The organism is Nocardioides sp. GCM10028917 (assembly GCF_042666175.1).
Taxonomy (GTDB): domain Bacteria; phylum Actinomycetota; class Actinomycetes; order Propionibacteriales; family Nocardioidaceae; genus Nocardioides.
Window position 1 is genome coordinate 135,910 of record NZ_JBHTFL010000006.1, and the last position, 18,136, is coordinate 154,045.

Annotated in this window: 17 protein-coding genes; 13 read left to right on the forward strand and 4 right to left on the reverse strand. The window is 68.9% G+C overall.

All coding sequences use genetic code 11. From position 1 onward, the window contains the following. Positions 1-66 precede the first annotated feature (66 nt). Both ACFQW6_RS08295 and ACFQW6_RS08300 read left to right on the forward strand, forming a co-directional pair. On the forward strand, positions 67-549 hold the full coding sequence (locus ACFQW6_RS08295) for a hypothetical protein (RefSeq protein ID WP_378543145.1): 483 nt from the start codon (positions 67-69) through the stop codon (positions 547-549). A 39-nt stretch (positions 550-588) separates the two neighbouring features. Then, positions 589-1,821, forward strand: coding sequence for a TIGR00300 family protein (locus tag ACFQW6_RS08300; protein ID WP_378543147.1), 1,233 nt, complete (start codon positions 589-591; stop codon positions 1,819-1,821). Positions 1,822-1,849: 28 nt separating this feature from the next. Here ACFQW6_RS08300 and ACFQW6_RS08305 read toward each other — a convergent pair whose 3' ends face one another. Beyond that, complete coding sequence (locus ACFQW6_RS08305) at positions 1,850-2,791, reverse strand: ROK family protein (RefSeq protein ID WP_378543148.1); 942 nt, start codon at positions 2,789-2,791, stop codon at positions 1,850-1,852. A 167-nt stretch (positions 2,792-2,958) separates the two neighbouring features. On the opposite strand from ACFQW6_RS08305, the gene ACFQW6_RS08310 reads away from it, so the two are divergent. Beyond that, positions 2,959-3,399, forward strand: coding sequence for a TadE/TadG family type IV pilus assembly protein (locus ACFQW6_RS08310; RefSeq protein ID WP_378543150.1), 441 nt, complete (start codon positions 2,959-2,961; stop codon positions 3,397-3,399). Further along, positions 3,396-4,586 (forward strand): pilus assembly protein TadG-related protein, encoded by a 1,191-nt coding sequence (locus tag ACFQW6_RS08315; protein ID WP_378543152.1) that lies wholly within the window; start codon positions 3,396-3,398, stop codon positions 4,584-4,586. Before ACFQW6_RS08310 ends, ACFQW6_RS08315 begins: the two co-directional genes overlap by 4 nt. Before the next feature lie 2 nt (positions 4,587-4,588). On the opposite strand, the gene ACFQW6_RS08320 is transcribed toward ACFQW6_RS08315, so the two are convergent. From ACFQW6_RS08320 to ACFQW6_RS08330, 3 genes are read right to left on the reverse strand one after another with little or no spacing between them, the layout of a single operon-like run. Then, positions 4,589-4,987, reverse strand: a complete 399-nt coding sequence (locus ACFQW6_RS08320) for a hypothetical protein (protein WP_378543154.1) — start codon at positions 4,985-4,987, stop codon at positions 4,589-4,591. Then, positions 4,984-6,171, reverse strand: coding sequence for an ArsA family ATPase (locus ACFQW6_RS08325; protein WP_378543156.1), 1,188 nt, complete (start codon positions 6,169-6,171; stop codon positions 4,984-4,986). The genes ACFQW6_RS08320 and ACFQW6_RS08325 overlap by 4 nt, the downstream gene beginning before the upstream one ends. Before the next feature lie 13 nt (positions 6,172-6,184). Continuing rightward, a complete protein-coding gene (locus tag ACFQW6_RS08330; RefSeq protein ID WP_378543158.1) occupies positions 6,185-6,622 on the reverse strand; it encodes an SRPBCC family protein in 438 nt (145 codons plus the stop codon). A 119-nt stretch (positions 6,623-6,741) separates the two neighbouring features. Between ACFQW6_RS08330 and ACFQW6_RS08335 the strand changes: the two genes are divergently transcribed. From ACFQW6_RS08335 to ACFQW6_RS08375, 9 genes are all read left to right on the forward strand, one after another. Beyond that, a complete protein-coding gene (locus ACFQW6_RS08335; RefSeq protein WP_378543159.1) occupies positions 6,742-8,538 on the forward strand; it encodes an AMP-dependent synthetase/ligase in 1,797 nt (598 codons plus the stop codon). 248 nt (positions 8,539-8,786) lie between these two features. After that, positions 8,787-9,566, forward strand: a complete 780-nt coding sequence (cpaB, locus tag ACFQW6_RS08340; protein WP_378543161.1) for a Flp pilus assembly protein CpaB — start codon at positions 8,787-8,789, stop codon at positions 9,564-9,566. Further along, entirely contained in the window at positions 9,563-10,828 is a 1,266-nt protein-coding gene (locus ACFQW6_RS08345) for a CpaE family protein (protein WP_378543163.1), read from the forward strand. Before cpaB ends, ACFQW6_RS08345 begins: the two co-directional genes overlap by 4 nt. A 1-nt stretch (position 10,829) precedes the next feature. Beyond that, complete coding sequence (locus tag ACFQW6_RS08350) at positions 10,830-12,254, forward strand: CpaF family protein (RefSeq protein WP_378543165.1); 1,425 nt, start codon at positions 10,830-10,832, stop codon at positions 12,252-12,254. Then, positions 12,251-14,137 (forward strand): type II secretion system F family protein, encoded by a 1,887-nt coding sequence (locus ACFQW6_RS08355; protein ID WP_378543167.1) that lies wholly within the window; start codon positions 12,251-12,253, stop codon positions 14,135-14,137. Before ACFQW6_RS08350 ends, ACFQW6_RS08355 begins: the two co-directional genes overlap by 4 nt. Before the next feature lies 1 nt (position 14,138). After that, a complete protein-coding gene (locus ACFQW6_RS08360) occupies positions 14,139-15,074 on the forward strand; it encodes a type II secretion system F family protein (RefSeq protein WP_378543169.1) in 936 nt (311 codons plus the stop codon). 7 nt (positions 15,075-15,081) lie between these two features. Further along, positions 15,082-16,659, forward strand: a complete 1,578-nt coding sequence (locus ACFQW6_RS08365; RefSeq protein ID WP_378543171.1) for a sensor histidine kinase — start codon at positions 15,082-15,084, stop codon at positions 16,657-16,659. Beyond that, positions 16,634-17,281 carry a response regulator gene (locus tag ACFQW6_RS08370; RefSeq protein ID WP_378543173.1) on the forward strand — a complete coding sequence of 216 codons (648 nt, stop codon included), beginning with the start codon at positions 16,634-16,636 and terminating at the stop codon, positions 17,279-17,281. Before ACFQW6_RS08365 ends, ACFQW6_RS08370 begins: the two co-directional genes overlap by 26 nt. Positions 17,282-17,507: 226 nt before the next feature. Next, positions 17,508-17,720: a Flp family type IVb pilin gene (locus ACFQW6_RS08375; RefSeq protein ID WP_378543175.1), complete on the forward strand. Its 213-nt coding sequence runs from the start codon at positions 17,508-17,510 to the stop codon at positions 17,718-17,720. The last annotated feature ends 416 nt before the right edge of the window (positions 17,721-18,136 follow it).

Consider the following 18,136-nt stretch of genomic DNA (forward strand, 5'->3'; position numbering starts at 1 on the left):
GTCGCCGGCTGGTCGAGGTACGAGCGCAGGGAGCGTGGAAACCACGCCCCCGCTACCGTAGATCTCGTGAGTCGCCCGGAGGACGAGAGCCGCACCGAGCTCGCGTGGCGCGAGATCGTCGAGAACTACGGCGAGCGCGCTGTCCTGGACGACCCGACGGCGCCCTCGGACGAGGCGACGGCCGCGCCCGAGGGACCATCCCCGGCTGCTCCCGCGAGCCCTGCGAGTCCCCCCGCCGCCGACCTGCCGGAGCACCTGCGCGACGACGACGAGGTGGAGCTGCGCGAGCAGGCCATCGCGAAGTCCGAGCGCTTCCGGCCACCGCCGGCGCCCCCGTTTCCCGTCCCGCGCACCTGGCAGCGCGGGCTGGCCTGGGCCGGCGTCTTCGTCGCTCCGCTGATCGCCCTCGTGATCGGTCTGCTGTCGATCTACGTCCACCCGCTGGTCGGCTGGGTGCTCGTCGGGTGGTTCGTCGGCGGGTTCGCCTACCTCGTCCTCGAGATGCCGAAGTCGCCCCGCGACCCCTGGGACGACGGCTCACGCATCTGAGCCGCGCGCCCGACCTCGCTCAGGCGTAGGGTCTGTCGGGTGGGGGCACGGGAGACGGTCGAGGTCACGGGGCACCTGATGGACAGCGGCATCCTGTCGCGCGTCCTCGACGACATCCGCGAGTACGGCGGCGACTTCGTCATCGAGGAGTTCGACGTCGGCCACGAGGCCCACGACCCGAGCAGCGCCCGGATCACCGTCGAGGCCCCGGACGACGAGTCGCTCCAGCGCCTGCTCATGCGCCTGCAGACGCGGGGGGTCAACCAGCTCTCCCACCCCGATGCCGCGGTCGCGACCTCTGACCAGGACGGCGTGCTGCCGGACGGCTTCTACGCCACCACCAACCTCGAGACGCGCGTGCGCCTCGGTGGTCGGTGGTACGACGTGCAGAACCCCGAGATGGACTGTGGACTGGTCGTCGAGGAGTCAACCGTCGATGACCGACACGTGCGGACGGTCCCGATGTCCGACGTCGCTCGAGGCATGCGGATCGTGGTGGGTGCAGCCGGTATCCAGGTGACCGTGCCCAGCGCCGACCCGGCCGAGGCGATCAGCACGTTCGGCACGGACCACGGACTGGAGCGCCCGCAGGCGGTGCTGGTGCGCCAGGTGGCCGACGGGATGCGGCAGGCGCGGGCCGACGGCAAGCGATTGCTGTGGGTGGCAGGACCCGGCGTCGTCCACGCGGGCGGCGTACCAGCCATGGTGGCCCTCGTGCGGGCCGGCTGGGTCGACGTCCTCTTCGCCGGCAACGCGGTGGCCGCCCTCGACATCGAGACCGCGCTCTACGGGCCCAGCCCCGACAGCAGCTCCCCGCCCGGACACGAGCACGGACACGAGCACCGGGTCCGGGCGGTCAACACCATCCGCAAGGCGGGCTCCATCGAACGCGCGGTGCGCAAGGGCGTGCTGGCGAGCGGCATGATGCACGCGCTCGTCACCGAGGGGAGACGCTTCGTCCTCGTCGGGTCCGTCCGCGACGACGGCCCGCTCCCCGAGGTCCACACCGACACCGTCGAGGGCCAGCGCGCCATGCGCGACGAGATCCGGGGCATCGGCTACTGCCTGATGATGGCGACCCAGCTCTACGCCGTCGCGACCGGCAGCCTCCTGCCGGCGTCGGTGCCGCTGGTGTGCGTCGACATCGACCCCGCCGTGGTCACCCGCCTCGCCGACCGCGGCACGGGTCAGGGGCGCGGCATCGTGACCGACGTGGGGCTCTTCCTGGAGCAGCTCGCGCTCGAGCTGGTGGCCGACTACCGCCGCGGCTGACGACACGACGCCGCCGTCCGGGGTCCCGTCACCCGACCAGCAGCGCGCCGCCGATCATGCCTGCCTGTGGGCCCAGCTCGGCCGCGAGCAGGTCCGGGACCCGACGATGTGCTGCGCCCACCAGCGTGCGACGCAACGCGTCCCGGGCCGGCTCGAGGAGTCGGTCCCCCGCGGCCGACACACCACCGCCGATGACCACCACCTCGGGGTCGAGGGCTGCGACGAGGTTCGCGACGCCGACGCCGAGCCAGTCGCCGACGGACGCGAAGGACCGGCGCGCGACGAGGTCTCCCTCTTCAGCGGCACTGGTGACCATGGGTCCGGTGACCCGGTCCGGGTTGCCGTCCGTCATGTCCGCGAGGACCGACGGCTGCTCGACCATCAGGGCGCGGGCATTGCGGACGAGCGCGTTGCCGGAGGAGTACTGCTCCCAGCAGCCCCGCCGGCCGCACTCGCAGGGCTGGCCGTCCGGCACGACCTGCATGTGCCCGAACTCCCCCGCCATCCCGTTGGCGCCGCGCACCACCCGTCCCTCGAGCAGCACCGAACCCCCGATGCCGGTGCCCATGGTGACCATCAGCGCCGAGGCAGCGCCCCTGGCCGCGCCGTAGCGGGCCTCTGCGCGCGCGGCGCAGTTGGCGTCGTTGTCGAGGCCGACCGGGCAGCCGAGCCGGTCCTCGAGCAGGTCCTTGAGCGGCTCGCCCTGCCAGGGCAGGTGGGGTGCGAACATGACGCGATCGCCCGCCGAGTCGACGAAGCCGGCCGCGGCGACCCCGACGCCCGCGAGGGGCGCACTGCCAGCAGCGTCGAGGACCGCCTCGACCAGCGCGTCCTCGACGCGGCTGGTCACGACCCGTCGTCCGGGCGTCGTACGACGTGCCGTCCGCACGACCCGCCCCGCGTCGTCGACCACTCCCGCCAGCACCTTGGTGCCGCCGATGTCGACCCCGACCACCACGCCCTCGTTCACGCGGGACATCTTGGCGCACCGCACGATGCATGGCCCGATCGGACAGGTGCCTTAGTCACTTCGAGCCATCTTGCGTCACGGACGGCCACGAGTGTCGTCAAACCAGCGACACCCGAGACCGACACCTCCTACGGTGACGGACGGACACCTCGGGGAAAGGGGATCTCATGCGCTGGCGCATCGACAAGAACACGCGTACCGACAGGGGTGCGTCGGCGGTCGAGTTCGCGCTCGTGGTGATCCCGCTCCTCATGATCATCGCGGGCATCGTGAACTTCGGCCTGGTCTTCTCCCAGCAGCTGGCGCTGGACAACTCAGTTCGAGCGGGAGCCCGCGCTGCTGTCGTGGACACCGGTAAGGACGCGGTCACGGTGACGACGGACCAGTGGAACTCAACAGTCATCGCCAAGTCCCAGACGTCGGGCTTCGCCGTGTCCTATCCCAGCGGAGCCGGTTCGACTTGCGATGGCAGCGACTTCGGAGAGAATCTGGTTGTCCGCGGCACGGTGAAGGCCTCCTTCCTGATCCCGTGGCCGCTGCCGGGGTCCCTGGTGCCGAAGTCAGTGGACCTCAAGAGTCAGGCGGAGTTCCAGTGCGAGTACCAGTGACCCCGGTGCGCGATGATGAGCGTGGCGCAATCGCAGTCCTCGTCGCACTCCTTGCGGTCTTCCTGATCGGCCTTTCGGCCTTCACCGTCGACCTCGGCGCGGCCTATGTGAGCGACCGGAACCTCCAGAAGGCCGCTGACGCCGGTGCGTTGGCCGGCGCCCAGACCCTGACGGAGTACAAGGGCACCTGCGACAACATCCGTTCCAACTCGGCTGCCGTGAACGCCGCGCACCTGGCTGCCATCGCGGTTGCCAAGAAGAACTACCCGGATGTCAGCTGGACCGAAGACACGACAGCGTGGAAGGTCTCGTGCGACCCCCAGCTCAAGGTCGTGAACGTCACGTTCGGCAACTCTGGTACGACTGACGCTCAGTTCACCGGCGTGTTCGGCGGCCAGGACAAGGTCACCACGAATCGACAGGCGCAGGCGACTGTCGATGTCGCGCCTACTGCAAAGGAGAACGTGCGGCCGCTAGCGTTGTGCTCAGCAGCGTTTGCCTCCGCTCCCACCAACGGCGACTTCGTGCAGATCTACTACCCCGGAGGCGGATTCAGCCCGCCGCCCCAGTGTCCGACGGCTGGCGCCGCTGGCAACTGGTGGACGCTCGACTGCCCGAACCAACCCACGGGATCGACGAAGGAGCTCGAGGACCAGATTCGGGACGGTTGTCGAGACGCGGTGACCGTGGTCCCGGGCCAGGGTGATGCGACCACGCCGGGTGAACTGACGATCACCCTCGAGGCAGCCTGTGACACTGGACCTTCCGGCGACGGGGCATGCATGGGCGGTGACCCCGGCGGCATCGACAGCGGCCAGATCGCCAGCGCATGGAAGGACCTGGTCATGACAGAGGCAGAAAGCCTGTTCCCCGTCTTCTGCGTGGAGCCCCAGTGCAGCGCTTCCACGGTGGAGGGGTCCGGAACCAACGCGACCTTCCCGGTCTACAAGATGGTCGCGGCAGTCATCTGTGGATATCGATTCAGCAAGAACGAGAAATACTTCTCCACGACAGGCGCGTGTGCGGGCAACACCTTTACTGGCGTCGGCGACCCTGACAACAACCAGACGAACTACATCGTCATCAAGTACATCAACTCGCGGACGTCCGGGTCCTACGGGGAGTCAGACTGCGCGCTCGGCGCCGAGTGCGACGGCGGCATGCGACGGACTCGACTCACTGGCTGACCTCATAGGTCACGGCGGTCGGGCCAGTCGTCGTCCAGGTCGATGTGTTCCACGCTGGTGCGATCCTCGTGCGCCGATCGGTGGCCGGGCATCGTCGTCATGAACGCAGCAGCAGCTTCCGCCAACGAGACCACGGCAGAACTCAGGTGCGCCGTCACCTCCGGGCTGGCCTGGCGCACGGCACTGATCGTGCGGCACAGGGGGCACACCGTGCACTCCGCGGCGCCGGTGGCGAGGTGGTCGTTGAGCTCGTGGGCGGAGGCAGCGGCCTGCGACGCGAGTCCGGACAGTCCGTCGCCGGCCTCGACCCCGTGCTCGCGCGCCCAGCCGGACAGCGCACCGAGGAGCTTGGCCGCCTCCTCGCCGAGTGAGCCGACCTCGTCACGCTCGGCGTCAGTCACGAGACCTCCTCGGGCAGCTCGGCGGCTGCAGTAAACCGGACCTGCAGCTGTCCGTCGCGCACGCGCGCACCGGCCACGCGGTGCCGCGCGAGACCTGTCGGCAGCGTCACGAGACGACGGTAGGACGCGACCGAGACGATCAGCTCGTCGCCCTTGCGCACGAGGCCGACGTCGTCCTGGGCCGCCAGGGGCAGGGGAAGGGACAGCACGAGCCCGGCCGACGTGGTGCTGACGGACATCGCGGGCACGGACGCGCCGGGCGCGATCGGGTCCACGTCGTCGTACACCGATGCCGCGAGGTCGAGCAGCTCGTCGCGCCCCACCGGCTCGACCGCCCGGTAGACCGACGTGTGGAGCTCGAGCCCGGCGAACGAGTCGGCGGCATCCTCGAGGTGACGCGCCTGCGCAGCGACCCAGCTGCGCCGCCATGCGTCGGCACCCCCTTCGGGGAAGACGCGGTTCACGATCGCCGTGTCGACGCGGTAGCCGAAGAGCGTCAGGAACGTGTAGGCCCGCCTCGCCTCGGCCAGCACCACTGACTCGGGGGTCAGCACCAGACGGACCGACGTCTCCGGTCCGGCCAGCACGGCGCGGACGTCGTCGAGGTCGGCGTGGAGCCGCTCGATGGCGTCGAACACCGAGTCCTCAGGCATCGGCACGCCCGCCGCCCGGGTCAGGACGGGCTTGAGCGCCTTGACGACGCGTCGCTCGACCGGGAGGACCCGGGTCATGTACCACCCGAGCGCCTCGGGCAGCGCAAGGAGGCGCAGGGTCTCGGCGGTCGGCGCGCAGTCGACGACCAGCACGTCCCACTCCCCCGACCGCGCCTGGGCGCGCACCTCGAGAAGGGCGAGCACCTCCTCCGCGCCGGGGATGACCGTCAGCTCCTCGGCGGCGACGGGGTCGACCCCGGCCACGTCGAGCACGCTCAGGAGGTAGCCCTGGATGTCCGCCCACGACCGCTCGAACCGTTGCTGCGCGTCGACGTGCTGCACCCACAGGTTCGTGGCGGCCTCGGACGGCTCCGACGTGGCAGGCACGTCCAGTGCGTCGGCCAGCGAATGGGCGGCGTCGGTCGAGAGCACGAGCGTCCTGTGGCCGGCTGCCGCGCTGGCGCACGCCGTGGCCGCGGCGAGGGTCGACTTGCCCACGCCGCCCTTGCCGGTGAACAGCAGGATCCGCATCGCCCGACCGCGGTCAGAGCGACTCGACGCGCTTCTTGAGGCCCTTCAGCGCGGCGTCGATGAGGATCTTCTCGCCCTTGCGCTTGAGCATCCCGATCAACGGGATGCTCACGTCGAGCGCGAGTCGGTAGGTGACCTCGGTGCTGCCGTCGCCCCGGTCGACCAGGGTGTAGGCACCGTCGAGGGCCCGGAGCATGTTGCCCTCGACGAGGGTCCACGTGACCTCGCGGTCGCCGTCCCAGTCGTAGGCGAGGGTGTACTCGTCCTTGATCGGCGAGACGTCGAGAGCGAAGTAGACCTGGTCGGCGCGGTCACCGGTCCCCGGCTCGACGACCTCCGCCTTCTGCACGCCCTTGGCCCACTCGGGATAGGACTCGAAGTCGGCGATGACGGCCATCACGTCGGCCGGAGGAGCGTCGACGACGATCGATGAAGAGGTCTGTTCGGCCATGGCCGGAGCCTAGTCCACGGGTGCGGCAGCCCCGGGCCGGTGGCACCGGGCGTTCTCGGGGCGGCTGCCCGGGCGATAGCCTGCGGACCGCAGTCCACCACGCTCCAGGAGGTTCCACCGTGCGGGAGTTCTCGACGCCGCTCGCCATCACCATCCCGTCGACCGGGAACCTCACCGACGACGTGGTCACCAACGGACGCGACTTCGCCGACACCGTGGTGTTCAGCCGGCGCACCGGCGACGAGTGGTCCGACGTCACCGCCGCCGAGTTCCTCGACGAGGTGCAGGCCGTCGCCAAGGGGCTGGTCGCCGCGGGCGTCGAGCTCGGTGACCGCGTCGCCATCCTCTCCAAGACCCGCTACGAGTGGACGCTGCTCGACTACGCCATCTGGTTCGCCGGCGCCGTCACCGTGCCGATCTACGAGACGTCCTCCGCCGAGCAGATCGGCTGGATCCTCCAGGACTCGGGTGCGCGCGCCATCGTGGCGGAGGGCCCCGACCACCTCGCCCGGGTCCGCGAGGCCCGGCGGTCCGGCGACCTCACCGAGCTGCAGCACGTGTGGTCGCTCCAGGACAACGCGGTCGACGTGCTCGGCCGCCTCGGGTCCGACATCTCCGACGACGTGCTCGAGCAGCGTCGTACGACGGCGACGCCTCAGGACGTCGCCACACTGATCTACACCAGCGGCACGACCGGCAAGCCCAAGGGCTGCATGCTCACGCACGGCAACTTCATGTTCGAGCTCGGGGTCGCGGTCGACGAGCTGGCCGACCTCTTCGACACCGAGGACGCCTCGACCCTCCTCTTCCTTCCGCTCGCTCACGTCTTCGCACGCATCATCCAGGTCGGTTGCGTCAAGAGCAGGGCCAAGATGGGCCACAGCGCAGACATCAAGAACCTGGTGACCGACCTCGGCGAGTTCAGGCCGACGTTCATCCTGGCCGTGCCGCGCGTGTTCGAGAAGGTCTTCAACAGCGCCTCCCAGCGGGCCACCGCCGACGGGCGCGGCCGGATCTTCGACCGCGCAGCAGACGTCGCGATCGCCTGGTCGCGGGCGTCGGACGGCAAGCGGGTGCCGGTGCGCCTCCGAGCGCAGCACGCGCTCTTCGACCGGCTGGTCTACGGCAAGCTGCGCCAGGGGCTCGGCGGGAGCTGCGCGTACGCCATCTCCGGCGGCGCGCCACTGGGCGACCGGCTCGGCCACTTCTACCGCGGCATCGGCCTCACCGTGCTCGAGGGCTACGGCCTGACCGAGACGACGGCCGCCCTGTCCGCCAACCTCCCCGACGCCACGAAGATCGGGACGGTCGGTCGTCCGCTGCCCGGCACGAGCGTGCGCGTTGCCGACGACGGGGAGCTGCTCTTCCGCGGCGGTCAGGTCTTCGCGGGCTACTGGCGCCGCGAGGACGCGACGTCCGAGGCGATCGACCGCGACGGCTGGTTCCACACCGGCGACGTCGGCGAGGTCGACGACGAGGGATTCGTCCGCATCACCGGCCGCAAGAAGGAGATCCTCGTGACGGCGGGCGGCAAGAACGTCGCGCCGGCCGTCCTGGAGGACCGGCTCCGGGCCCACGCCCTCGTCGACCAGTGCCTCGTCGTCGGCGACGGACAGCCGTTCATCGGCGCGCTCGTCACGATCGACCGGGAGACGTTCCCGGCCTGGGCCGACCAGCACGGCAAGTCGGCCGACGTCGACGCCCTCATCGACGACCCCGACCTGGTCGCCGCGGTCCAGGAGGCCGTCGACGACGCCAACAAGGCCGTGTCGAAGGCGGAGTCCATCCGCAAGTTCACGATCCTGCCGGGCGAGTGGACCGAGGAGGGCGGCCAGCTCACCCCGAGCCTGAAGCTGAAGCGGCGCGTCGTGATGCGCGAGTCGCGCGAGGAGATCGAGGCGCTCTACCTCGGCTGAATGACCTCGTCGGGTCGGCCCTCCTCCGCACCTCGGGCTAGACCTCGACTAGGCCGCGGTAGTCACAACGGACTACCTCGGTGCCATGTTCGGGTGGTTTGCTCGGTTTAGCCCACGGCCCTGCTGGGACGCCCCTAGATTCATCGCGCTGGGATGGCTCCGGGGCCGGTTCTGTGCGACACCCCCCGAGTCTCCTGCGCGCCCGGGACCCCGCCGTGGGGCTCCCACGACCTGCGAAGGACCGCACCATGGCTCGTCGATCCGTACTTCTTCTCGTTGCCGTTCTCATCGCGCTCGCCGGCACGGCCATGATCGTGCTCTACGTTCAGGGCATCGACGCGCGTGCCACCAAGGACCAGGAGCTCGTCGAGGTTCTGGTGGCCACCGAGACCATCGACTCGGGTGAGTCTGTGAGCGATGCCCAGGAGGCCGGCAAGATCGAGAAGACCGAGGTGCGACGCGCGGACCTGGTCGAGGGTGGGTTGTCATCCACCTCCTCGATCTCCGACCTCGTCGCCATCGGGACGATCTTCCCGGGCGAACAGCTGATCCCCAAGAAGTTCGGCAGCCTGGGCGACACCCAGGGCGGCCTGGTGATCCCGGACGACAAGATGGCAGTGTCGGTCGAGCTCACCGACTTCGAACGCGTCGCGGGTTTCGTCAACCCAGGGAACGAAGTGGCTGTGTTCGGCACCGCGCTCGATCCGGTCGCGCTGCTGCCGGACAACAAGGAGCAGAAGCTCGGCAGCATCACGCGCATCGTCCTCACCCGGGTCCCGGTCCTCGGCGTCGGGACGACGAGCGTCAGCTCTCGCACCACCGAGGGCGAGGACGGAGCCACCACCGAAGAGGTCGCGCGCACCATCCTCACCCTCGCGGTGACCCAGGACGAAGCGGAGAAGCTGTTCCAGGCCGACCGCACCTCGGAGCTCAACTTCGCGCTCCTGACCGAGGACACCAAGATCTCCGACCAGCCCGGTGCGCGGCTCGGCGACGTCTTCCCCGAGATCTTCCGGGGCCAGCCGTGACCGCCGTCCTCGAGCCCGACGGGGCACAACGATCCATCCTGCAGGCCATGCTGCACGGGTCCCAGGCGTTCGCGGACCTCGAGGGCCTCGAGCAGCACATCCGCACGGCGGAGGCCGAGTTCGCCGTCGTGATCGGACCCTCGGTTCCCGGCGAGTCCGCCGCCGAGATGGCGCAGTGGGCCCGGGTGCACCGACCGGACCTGGGCGTGATCCTCCTCCGTCACGAGGTCGACAGCAACACGCTCGCGCTCGCCCTCCGAAGCGGCATGCGGGAGGTGGTGGCCGCGCGCGACCTGGCTGGAATCACCACCGCCGTGCAGCGTGCGCGCAGCGTCGCCAACGCCATCGGCCAGACCATGCTCGACGAGGTCCAGGCCGCGGCACAGACGGCACGCGCCGAGGTGGCCGCGGAGGTGGCCAAGGCCGCGGCAGACGCCCAGGCCGAGGCAGATGCCCCTCGCGGCAAGATCGTGACCGTCTTCTCCACCAAGGGAGGCGTCGGTAAGAGCCTGGTCGCGACCAACCTCGGCGTCGCACTGGCGAGCAGCGGCCGCAGCACGTGCCTGGTGGACCTCGACATCAACAGCGGCGACGTGGCGATCATGCTGCAGCTGACTCCGCAGCGCACGATCAACGACCTCGTCGGCTTCAACGGCGTGATCGAGGCGGAAGGCATCGGGTCGATCCTGACGCACCACTCGGACAACCTGTCCGTCGTCGCCGCGCCGGTGCGGCTGGACTCCCCCGACCAGGCGTCCGTGGACGACATCGGCAAGCTCCTCGACGCGCTCCGGCGGATGGTGGACTTCGTCGTCGTCGACACGTCCGGCGTCTTCGACGACCACGCACTGTGTGCCCTGGACCGCTCGGACCTGATCGTGCTGGTGGGCACGCTCGACATTCCCTCGCTTAAGGCGCTCAAGCTCGCGACGAGCACGCTCGAGATGCTCAACTTCCCGAAGTCGACCTGGAAGTTCGTCCTCAACCGTGCCGACGGCAAGGTCGGCCTGACGACCGAGGAGTACGAGAAGACCCTCGACCTCGAGGCCGACTGCTCGCTCGTGTCGAGCCGCGAGGTCCTGGCCGCGGTCAACCGCGGCGAGGCGCTGGTCAGCGCCTACCCCGGACATCCCAACAGCAAGGCCCTCGTGTCGTTCTCGAAGAGCGTGGCGACCATCGCCGGCAAGTCCGCCGGAGTGGACGAGGGCAACCCGTCGAGCCGGAAGTCGAGCGGCTCCCGGCTCCGCCTGAGGAGGGGCTGACGTGAGCCTGACAGACCGACTGGCCGCTGCACGCGGTCGCACCACCGAGACCATCGAGGCACCGCTCCCCGGTGCCGCGGGCGGGTCGAGCAACGTCCCCGTGCCGTCCGTGAGCGCGCCGAAGCGCAAGAACGCCCCGTCGAAGACCGACCCCTTCCAGGACCTCAAGCGCGTCGTGCACCAGAGGCTCGTCGAGTCGCTCGGGCCCAAGCTCTACGACGCTCACATGACGCACTCGGAGCTCGAGCAGCAGGTGCGCCTCGCCCTGCAGACGGCCATCGCCGACGCCGACATCCCGATGTCGTCGGCCGACCGCACCCGGGTGTCACAGGAGATCGCGGACGACATCCTCGGCTACGGGCCGATCGAGCCGTTGCTCCGCGACCCGAGCCTGTCCGAGGTCATGGTGAACACCTACCAGGACATCTTCGTGGAGCGCAACGGCAAGCTGGTCAAGGTCGACACGGCGTTCACGGACGAGGCGCACCTGCGGCGCACCATCGACAAGATCGTGAGCAAGATCGGGCGCCGGGTCGACGAGACCAGCCCGATGTGTGACGCCCGCCTGCCCGACGGAAGCCGCGTCAACGCGATCATCCCTCCCCTCGCGCTGGACGGCTCGAAGCTCACGATCCGCAAGTTCTCCGAGGACCCGTACACGGTCGACGACCTGATCAACTTCGGCACCCTCACCCCCGCCTCGGCAGGTCTCCTCGAAGGGTGCGTCCGGGGGCGGCTCAACATCCTCGTGTCGGGGGGCACCGGCTCCGGCAAGACGACGACCCTCAACGTCCTCTCCGCCTTCATCCCCGAGGACGAGCGCATCGTCACCATCGAGGACGCCGCCGAGCTCCGGCTCGGCCAGGACCACGTGCTCAGGCTCGAGTCCCGCCCGGCGAACATCGAAGGCAAGGGAGCGGTCACCATCCGCGACCTCGTGAAGAACTCCCTGCGCATGCGGCCCGACCGCGTGGTCGTCGGTGAGATCCGTGACGCCGCGGCCCTCGACATGCTGCAGGCGATGAACACCGGCCACGACGGCTCCATCTCGACCTTGCACGCCAACACTCCGCGCGACGCGCTCGCCCGCCTGGAGACCATGGTGCTGATGGCGGGCATGGACCTGCCCGTCCGGGCCATCCGTGAGCAGGTCGCGAGTGCCGTGGACCTGATCATCCAGCAGACCCGTCTCAAGGACGGCACCCGCCGCATCACCGCAATCACGGAGATCGTGGGCATGGAGGGCGACATCATCACGACGCAGGACGTCTTCCTCTTCGACTACGCCGCCGGACTGGACGAGAACGGGAAGTTCAAGGGCGGTCTGAAGTCGATGGGGCTACGACCACGCTTCCTGGAGCGCCTCACCGACCACGGCGTGCACGTGGATCCCGCCATCTTCGCCACCGGGGGAACGCTGCGATGAGGCGGACGTACGCTGCCCGAGCGGCGGCGGCCCTGGGCGCCGCCGGGATCCTGACCCTCGCGGTCGCGCTTCCGGCCAACGCGGCCGACGAGATCAGCATCGACCACGTCGAGACGGTCGACGGCGAGGTGTCGCTGGTCCTCGCAGTCGACGGCGTCCCGGCTGGAGCCACCGCCGACCCAGCCTCGGTCGAGGTCGACGTCGATGGGCGCACCGTCGACTCCACGGCCAAGGTCATCTCCGCCGGCGACGTCGAACGCACCACCGTCCTGGTCCTCGACGCGAGCAACAGCATGCTCCAGGGCGACAAGTTCACCTCGGCGACCGCCGCCGTGGACGCCTTCCTGTCCTCGGCCCCCGCGGACGTGCGGATCGGGCTCGTGCCCTTCGCCGGAGACATCGGTGACGTCATCGAGCCCACGACGGACCACGACGCCGTACGCGCCGCCCTGGCCGACATCACCCTGCGCAAGGGCACCGCCGTCTACGACGCGATGGCCGAAGGGCTGGAGCAGGTTGGAACCGAAGGGTCACGGTCACTTCTCGTCCTGTCGGACGGCGGCGACACGAGCAGCTCGACCACCCTGGACGTCGTGGCGAAGGACGCCACCGACGACGGCGTCGTCGTCGACGTGGTCTCCCTGGCCAACCCCGGGAACGCCGAGACGATGTCGGCCCTCGCCGAGGGCACCGGCGGGCAGGTGATCCCCGCCGAGCAGAGCGCACTCCAGGACGTCTTCTCGGCCCAGGCCGACGCGCTGGCCCAGCAGCTGGTCGTGACCTTCGAGCGGCCGCAGGACGCCGCCGAGGAGGTCAACCTCACTGTGAGCGTCAACGCGGGCGGAACCACGTACTCGGACGCGGCCTTCATCCCCATCGGAACGGTCGCAGCCGGCCCCGACATCGTCACCTCGGGCAAGTCCCTCGTGGGCACGCCGGGCATGCTGCTCGGAGCCGTCGCCCTGGCCCTCGGCTTTGCGGGGGTCCTGGCCACGGCCCTGTCGGGGCCCAACAAGTCGTCGGCGCAACGGCGCCTCGACGCCTACCTCGGTGAGGGCAAGCCCGGCAAGCGGAAGTCGGACACCACTGCCGACCTCAAAGGATCCGCCGTGGCCTTGGCCGACAAGGTCGTCACCGCCGACCTCGAGACGCGAGTCTCACAGCGTCTGGCAGGTGCCGGCTCGGCCCTGACCGCCTCCGAGTGGCTGCTGCTCCATGCAGGGATGGCCGTCGGCTCGGCTCTCGTCTGCTTCGTCCTCGGCGGCGCTGGGCTTGCTGTCCTGGGCTTCGTCCTCGGCGTCGTCGTACCGTGGATCTACCTCAAGTTCCGTCACTCACGACGTCTGAGCCGGTTCAACGGTCAGTTGGCTGAGACGCTCGGCCTGATGGCGGGCGGCCTCCAAGCGGGACTCTCCCTCCCGCAGGCCGTCGACAGTGTGGTCCGCGAGGGCATCGAGCCGATGGCAAGCGAGCTCAGGCGAGCCCTCATCGAGCAGCGCCTCGGTGTCGACATCACCGACGCGCTCGAGGGCGTTGGCCAGCGGATGGACAGCGAGGACTTCGACTGGATCGTCATGGCCATCCGTATTCAGCGCGAGGTGGGCGGCAACTTGGCGGAGATCCTCCACACTGTTGCTGACACCTTGCGTGAGCGCGAGTACCTCAGGCGACAAGTCAAAGCCTTGTCGGCAGAGGGCCGACTCTCGGGCTACATCTTGACCGGACTACCCCCACTGATCGGCTTGTACATGCTGTACGCCAACCCCGAGTACATCAGCGTCCTCTACACAACTTTGCCGGGCTTCGTCCTGCTCGGAATGGCCGCATTCATGCTGGCACTCGGCGCCTTTGCTATGGCAAAGCTGTCGAAGGTGGAGGTGTGACGTGAGCGAACCGATCCTTCTGGCTGGTGCCGTTTTAGTCGGCCTGTCCATGCTCCTGGCTCTCAGCGTCATCGGCGTGATCACGAGCGAGCGGCGCGGCGTGGCACGGTCGGTCGCCGCAATCCAAGCCCTCGATTCAGCCCCGAGCGTGCTCAAGGAGGAGATTGAGAGGCCCTTCGCTGAGCGCGTCATCGCCCCGCTCGGGGGACGCATGGTCGGCCTTGGTCGACGCCTGGTCCGGGCAGACACGGCCCGCAAGATTCAGTACCGGCTCAACATCGCCGGCAATCCGCCGGCATGGGACGTCAATCGGATCCTCGGCCTTAAGGTGCTGGGCGCCGGAGTGTTCACGGCCCTGGGTTTCGTCTACCTTGTCGGTCGCGGTTGGCCCCTCTACAAGTTGTTCCTCGTCACTGTGCTGGTGGGGCTCTTCGGCTACGTGCTTCCCAACATCCTGCTCTACAACGCCGGTCAGAAGCGCGAGAAGCTGATGCGCAACGCACTACCTGACGCGATGGACCTTCTCACCATCTCCGTCGAGGCCGGCTTGGGCTTCGACGCCGCCGTCAGCCGTGTCGCGAAGAACGGCGAGGGCCCGCTCAACCAAGAATTCGCTCGCCTGCTTCAGGAGATGCAGCTCGGGGTGGGCCGCGTGCAAGCGATGAGGGCAATGGCCGAACGTACGTCAATGTCCGAGCTGAGGTCGTTCTGCGGCGCCATGGTCCAGGCTGACAGCCTAGGCATCCCCATCGCGCGAGTGCTGCGCATCCAGAGCTCGGAGATGCGCACCAAGCGCAGGCAGCGGGCCGAGGAGAAGGCGCAACAAGTCCCGGTGCGCATCATGATCCCGCTCGTGCTGTTCATCCTGCCCTGCCTCTTCATCATCATCTTGGGTCCCGCGGGAATCCAGATCGCCGCGACCTTCGGCAGTTCCTGACAACGCGATGACCTCGACCGCTGCTCACGACGCAGGCGGGGTGCGGCCGGCTCTTCAGTCGTGGCGCACCACGACCGCCGTCCGAGTGTTCGCGCTCGCTCTGGCGACGGGGACCGTGCTCGGACAGAGCGTCTTCGTCGCGTCGGCTCCCATGCTGGTGGTGCTCGGCCTCGTCGCGGCCGTGAGCTCCCTCCTGGAGTGGGTCACCCGCGACCATCCCACCCACTGGCTCGCCGTGGGTGAGGCCGTGGCCGTGACAATGCTGCTCGTCTCGACCCAGACGACCGCTGAGCTCGGCGCCTACCTGACTGTGGCTCCCATTGCTGCGGGTGTGCGACACGGACTGGTCACCACGCTCAACGTCACCCTCGTGTCCGGCCTGGCAGCCGCGGCGTCGGTCGCTGCCAGTCCGCAGGGTGACATGCTCGCGCGACTGGGCGGAACGCTTCCTTGGCTCGTGATCGGCCTCGGGGTCGGGTCGCTGGCAAGCTGGCAGTCCCGCTCGACGCGGCATCAGGCGGCACGAGAGGCGCCGTACGCCGCGGCCCACCACCTGATGGCACGCATTCATCAGCTGGCGAGCTCGGGCAGCGTCGGTCTCGACAGCGCCTCGCTCGTGATCGAGCTCGACACCGCAATGCGCGAAGCAACCGGTGGAGCGAGGTCGACGGTCTTCATTGCTGAGCCTGACGACACCCTGCGCCCGCTCAATGGCGGGGACGACGTCGAGCGGCTGGCTCAGGAGATCAAGACCCCGGATGCCGAAAGGACGCCGGGAGCAGCCGTGGTGCCGCTCCGCGGGGCCCAACAGGTGCTCGGCTATTGCGTGATCGTCGGTGTACCTCGGTGGACGCCTGAGCTCGACGAGCGTGCCCGCGAGGTGGCAGACGAGTTCGCCGTGCGCTTGGATACGGCGGTGCTGTTCGACGAGGTCCGCACACTGGCGACGTCGGAGGAACGCAACCGCATCGCACGCGAGATGCACGACGGTGTGGCGCAGGAGATCGTCGGCCTGGGCTACATCGTGGACGAGATCGAGTCGATCAGCGATCACGGGCAGACCCGGGAGCTCGCCTCGGCGCTGCGAGCCGAGATCACCCGGCTCGTCTCGGAGATCCGGTTCTCCATCTTCGACCTACGCCACGAGGTTTCGGACGGTCGCCTCTCCAGCTCGCTGGCTGACTACGCGCGCGAGGTGGGGCACGCCACCGGCCTGCGGGTGCACCTCTCCCTAGCCGAGTCGGGTCCACCGCTTCCCGCGCGCACCGCCACCGAGGTGTTGCGTGTCGCGCAGGAGGCCATCGGCAACGTACGCAAGCACGCGCGGGCCGACAACCTCTGGGTGGTGCTCGACTCCGACGGGACCCGCCTCAAGCTTGAGGTCCGCGACGACGGCGTGGGCCAGGCCGAGCCACGTGAGAACCACTGGGGCCTCCAGACCATGCGCGAGCGCGCCACGACAGTCGGCGCCCACCTAGACATCACCACCCCACCTGACGGCGGAACCGTCGTCAGCCTGCGGTCACCGACGACCGCTCCCCGCGAAGGAGATCCTGCCCATGGGCACCACCGTGCTACTGGTTGACGACCACGAGCTCATCAGGCAAGGTCTGGCGCGCGCGTTCGAGCGTGACGAGGACATGACCGTGGTGGGACAGGCCGGCAGTCTGCAGGAGGGTGTCTCGGCCTGGGCGAGCCTCCAGCCCGACGTCGTGGTCACCGACCTGCAGTTCCCCGACGGACATGGGCTCGACGTCGTGCGCACGATCCGTGCGAGCAACGACACCACCGGCGTGGTGGTGCTGACCATGCACGCCGGCGACGACCACATCTTCGCCGCAATGGAGGCGGGGGCCTCCGCATTCGTCGGCAAGGACACCCGAGCTGCCGAGGTCGTCAGCGCGGCGAAGCACGCGGCCGTTGCGCCACGCACCTTCCTGTGCGCCGGTCTGAGCCAGGCCGTGATGCGCCGAGCCACGTCCCCCGCACCACCCAAGCTGTCAGGCCGCGAGGCTGAGGTTCTCGCCCTGCTCGCAGACGGCCTTGGCACTGGGGAGATCGCTTTATCCCTCTACATGAGCGAGTCGACGGCGAAGACCCACATCACGCACATCTACCAGAAGCTCGGTGCGGCCAACCGTGCGCAGGCACTCGTGACGGCCATGCGCATGGGCCTGCTCGACCACGCCGCGCCGCAGCGGTTTTGACGCATCGTCCGGCGCGGCCACGGTAAGCGACCGGCCTGTGCCTATTCATGCTCCATGTGAGTGGCTGCAGACGCGTTCGGGTGTTCGGCGAATAGTCACAAGGGACTACGGATCCGGGGCCGATCACCCGATTCGAAGGGCTCGGGATCTTGGCAGAGTTTTCCTCGACGGGTCCTGGTGGGCTCGGAATCCAGACTCATCACACTGATCTCAAAGGGGAAATACCATGCTCGAGAAGCTTCAGTTCGTAACGATCATGCTCGTCAACGACCTCAAGGCCAAGCGCGACGAGATCAACGAGCGCGGTGCAACCGCCGTCGAGTACGGCCTGATGGTCGCCCTCATCGCCGTCGTGATCATCGGGGCCGTCACCGCCCTCGGGACGGGCCTCAACGCCAAGTTCAACACTGTCAAGGACTCGGTCACCGGCGCCAACTGACGCTTGACGAAGCACGGGCCGGCGTCATCCTCTCGGATGACGCCGGCCCAGTCCCTATTTTGGAGGCAAGCGTCTGTGGACGCAGCAGGAGATCTGGTTGATGGTACGGCCGCCGCTCGGGAGAATGCTCCGGCTGATCGCTGGATCACTTCTCAAGCCGCCCGGGACCACGCCGGTGACGCTCCTGGCCCGAAGTCCCACGTGCTGCCGGAGCGAACGCGACGGTTACCATCCACCGTCGCCACTACAAGGGAGCCCTGGCAGCGACGAACTCACTGCGCATCGAGAGCGCAAGCGCGATCTGCACCTAGTCACAAGGAACTACGGATGCGAGCCGATCGCCCGATTCAAGAAGCCGCGGCATCTCGGCAGAGTAGTCCGCGACGGGTCCTCGTGGGCTCGGAAACCGAGACTCA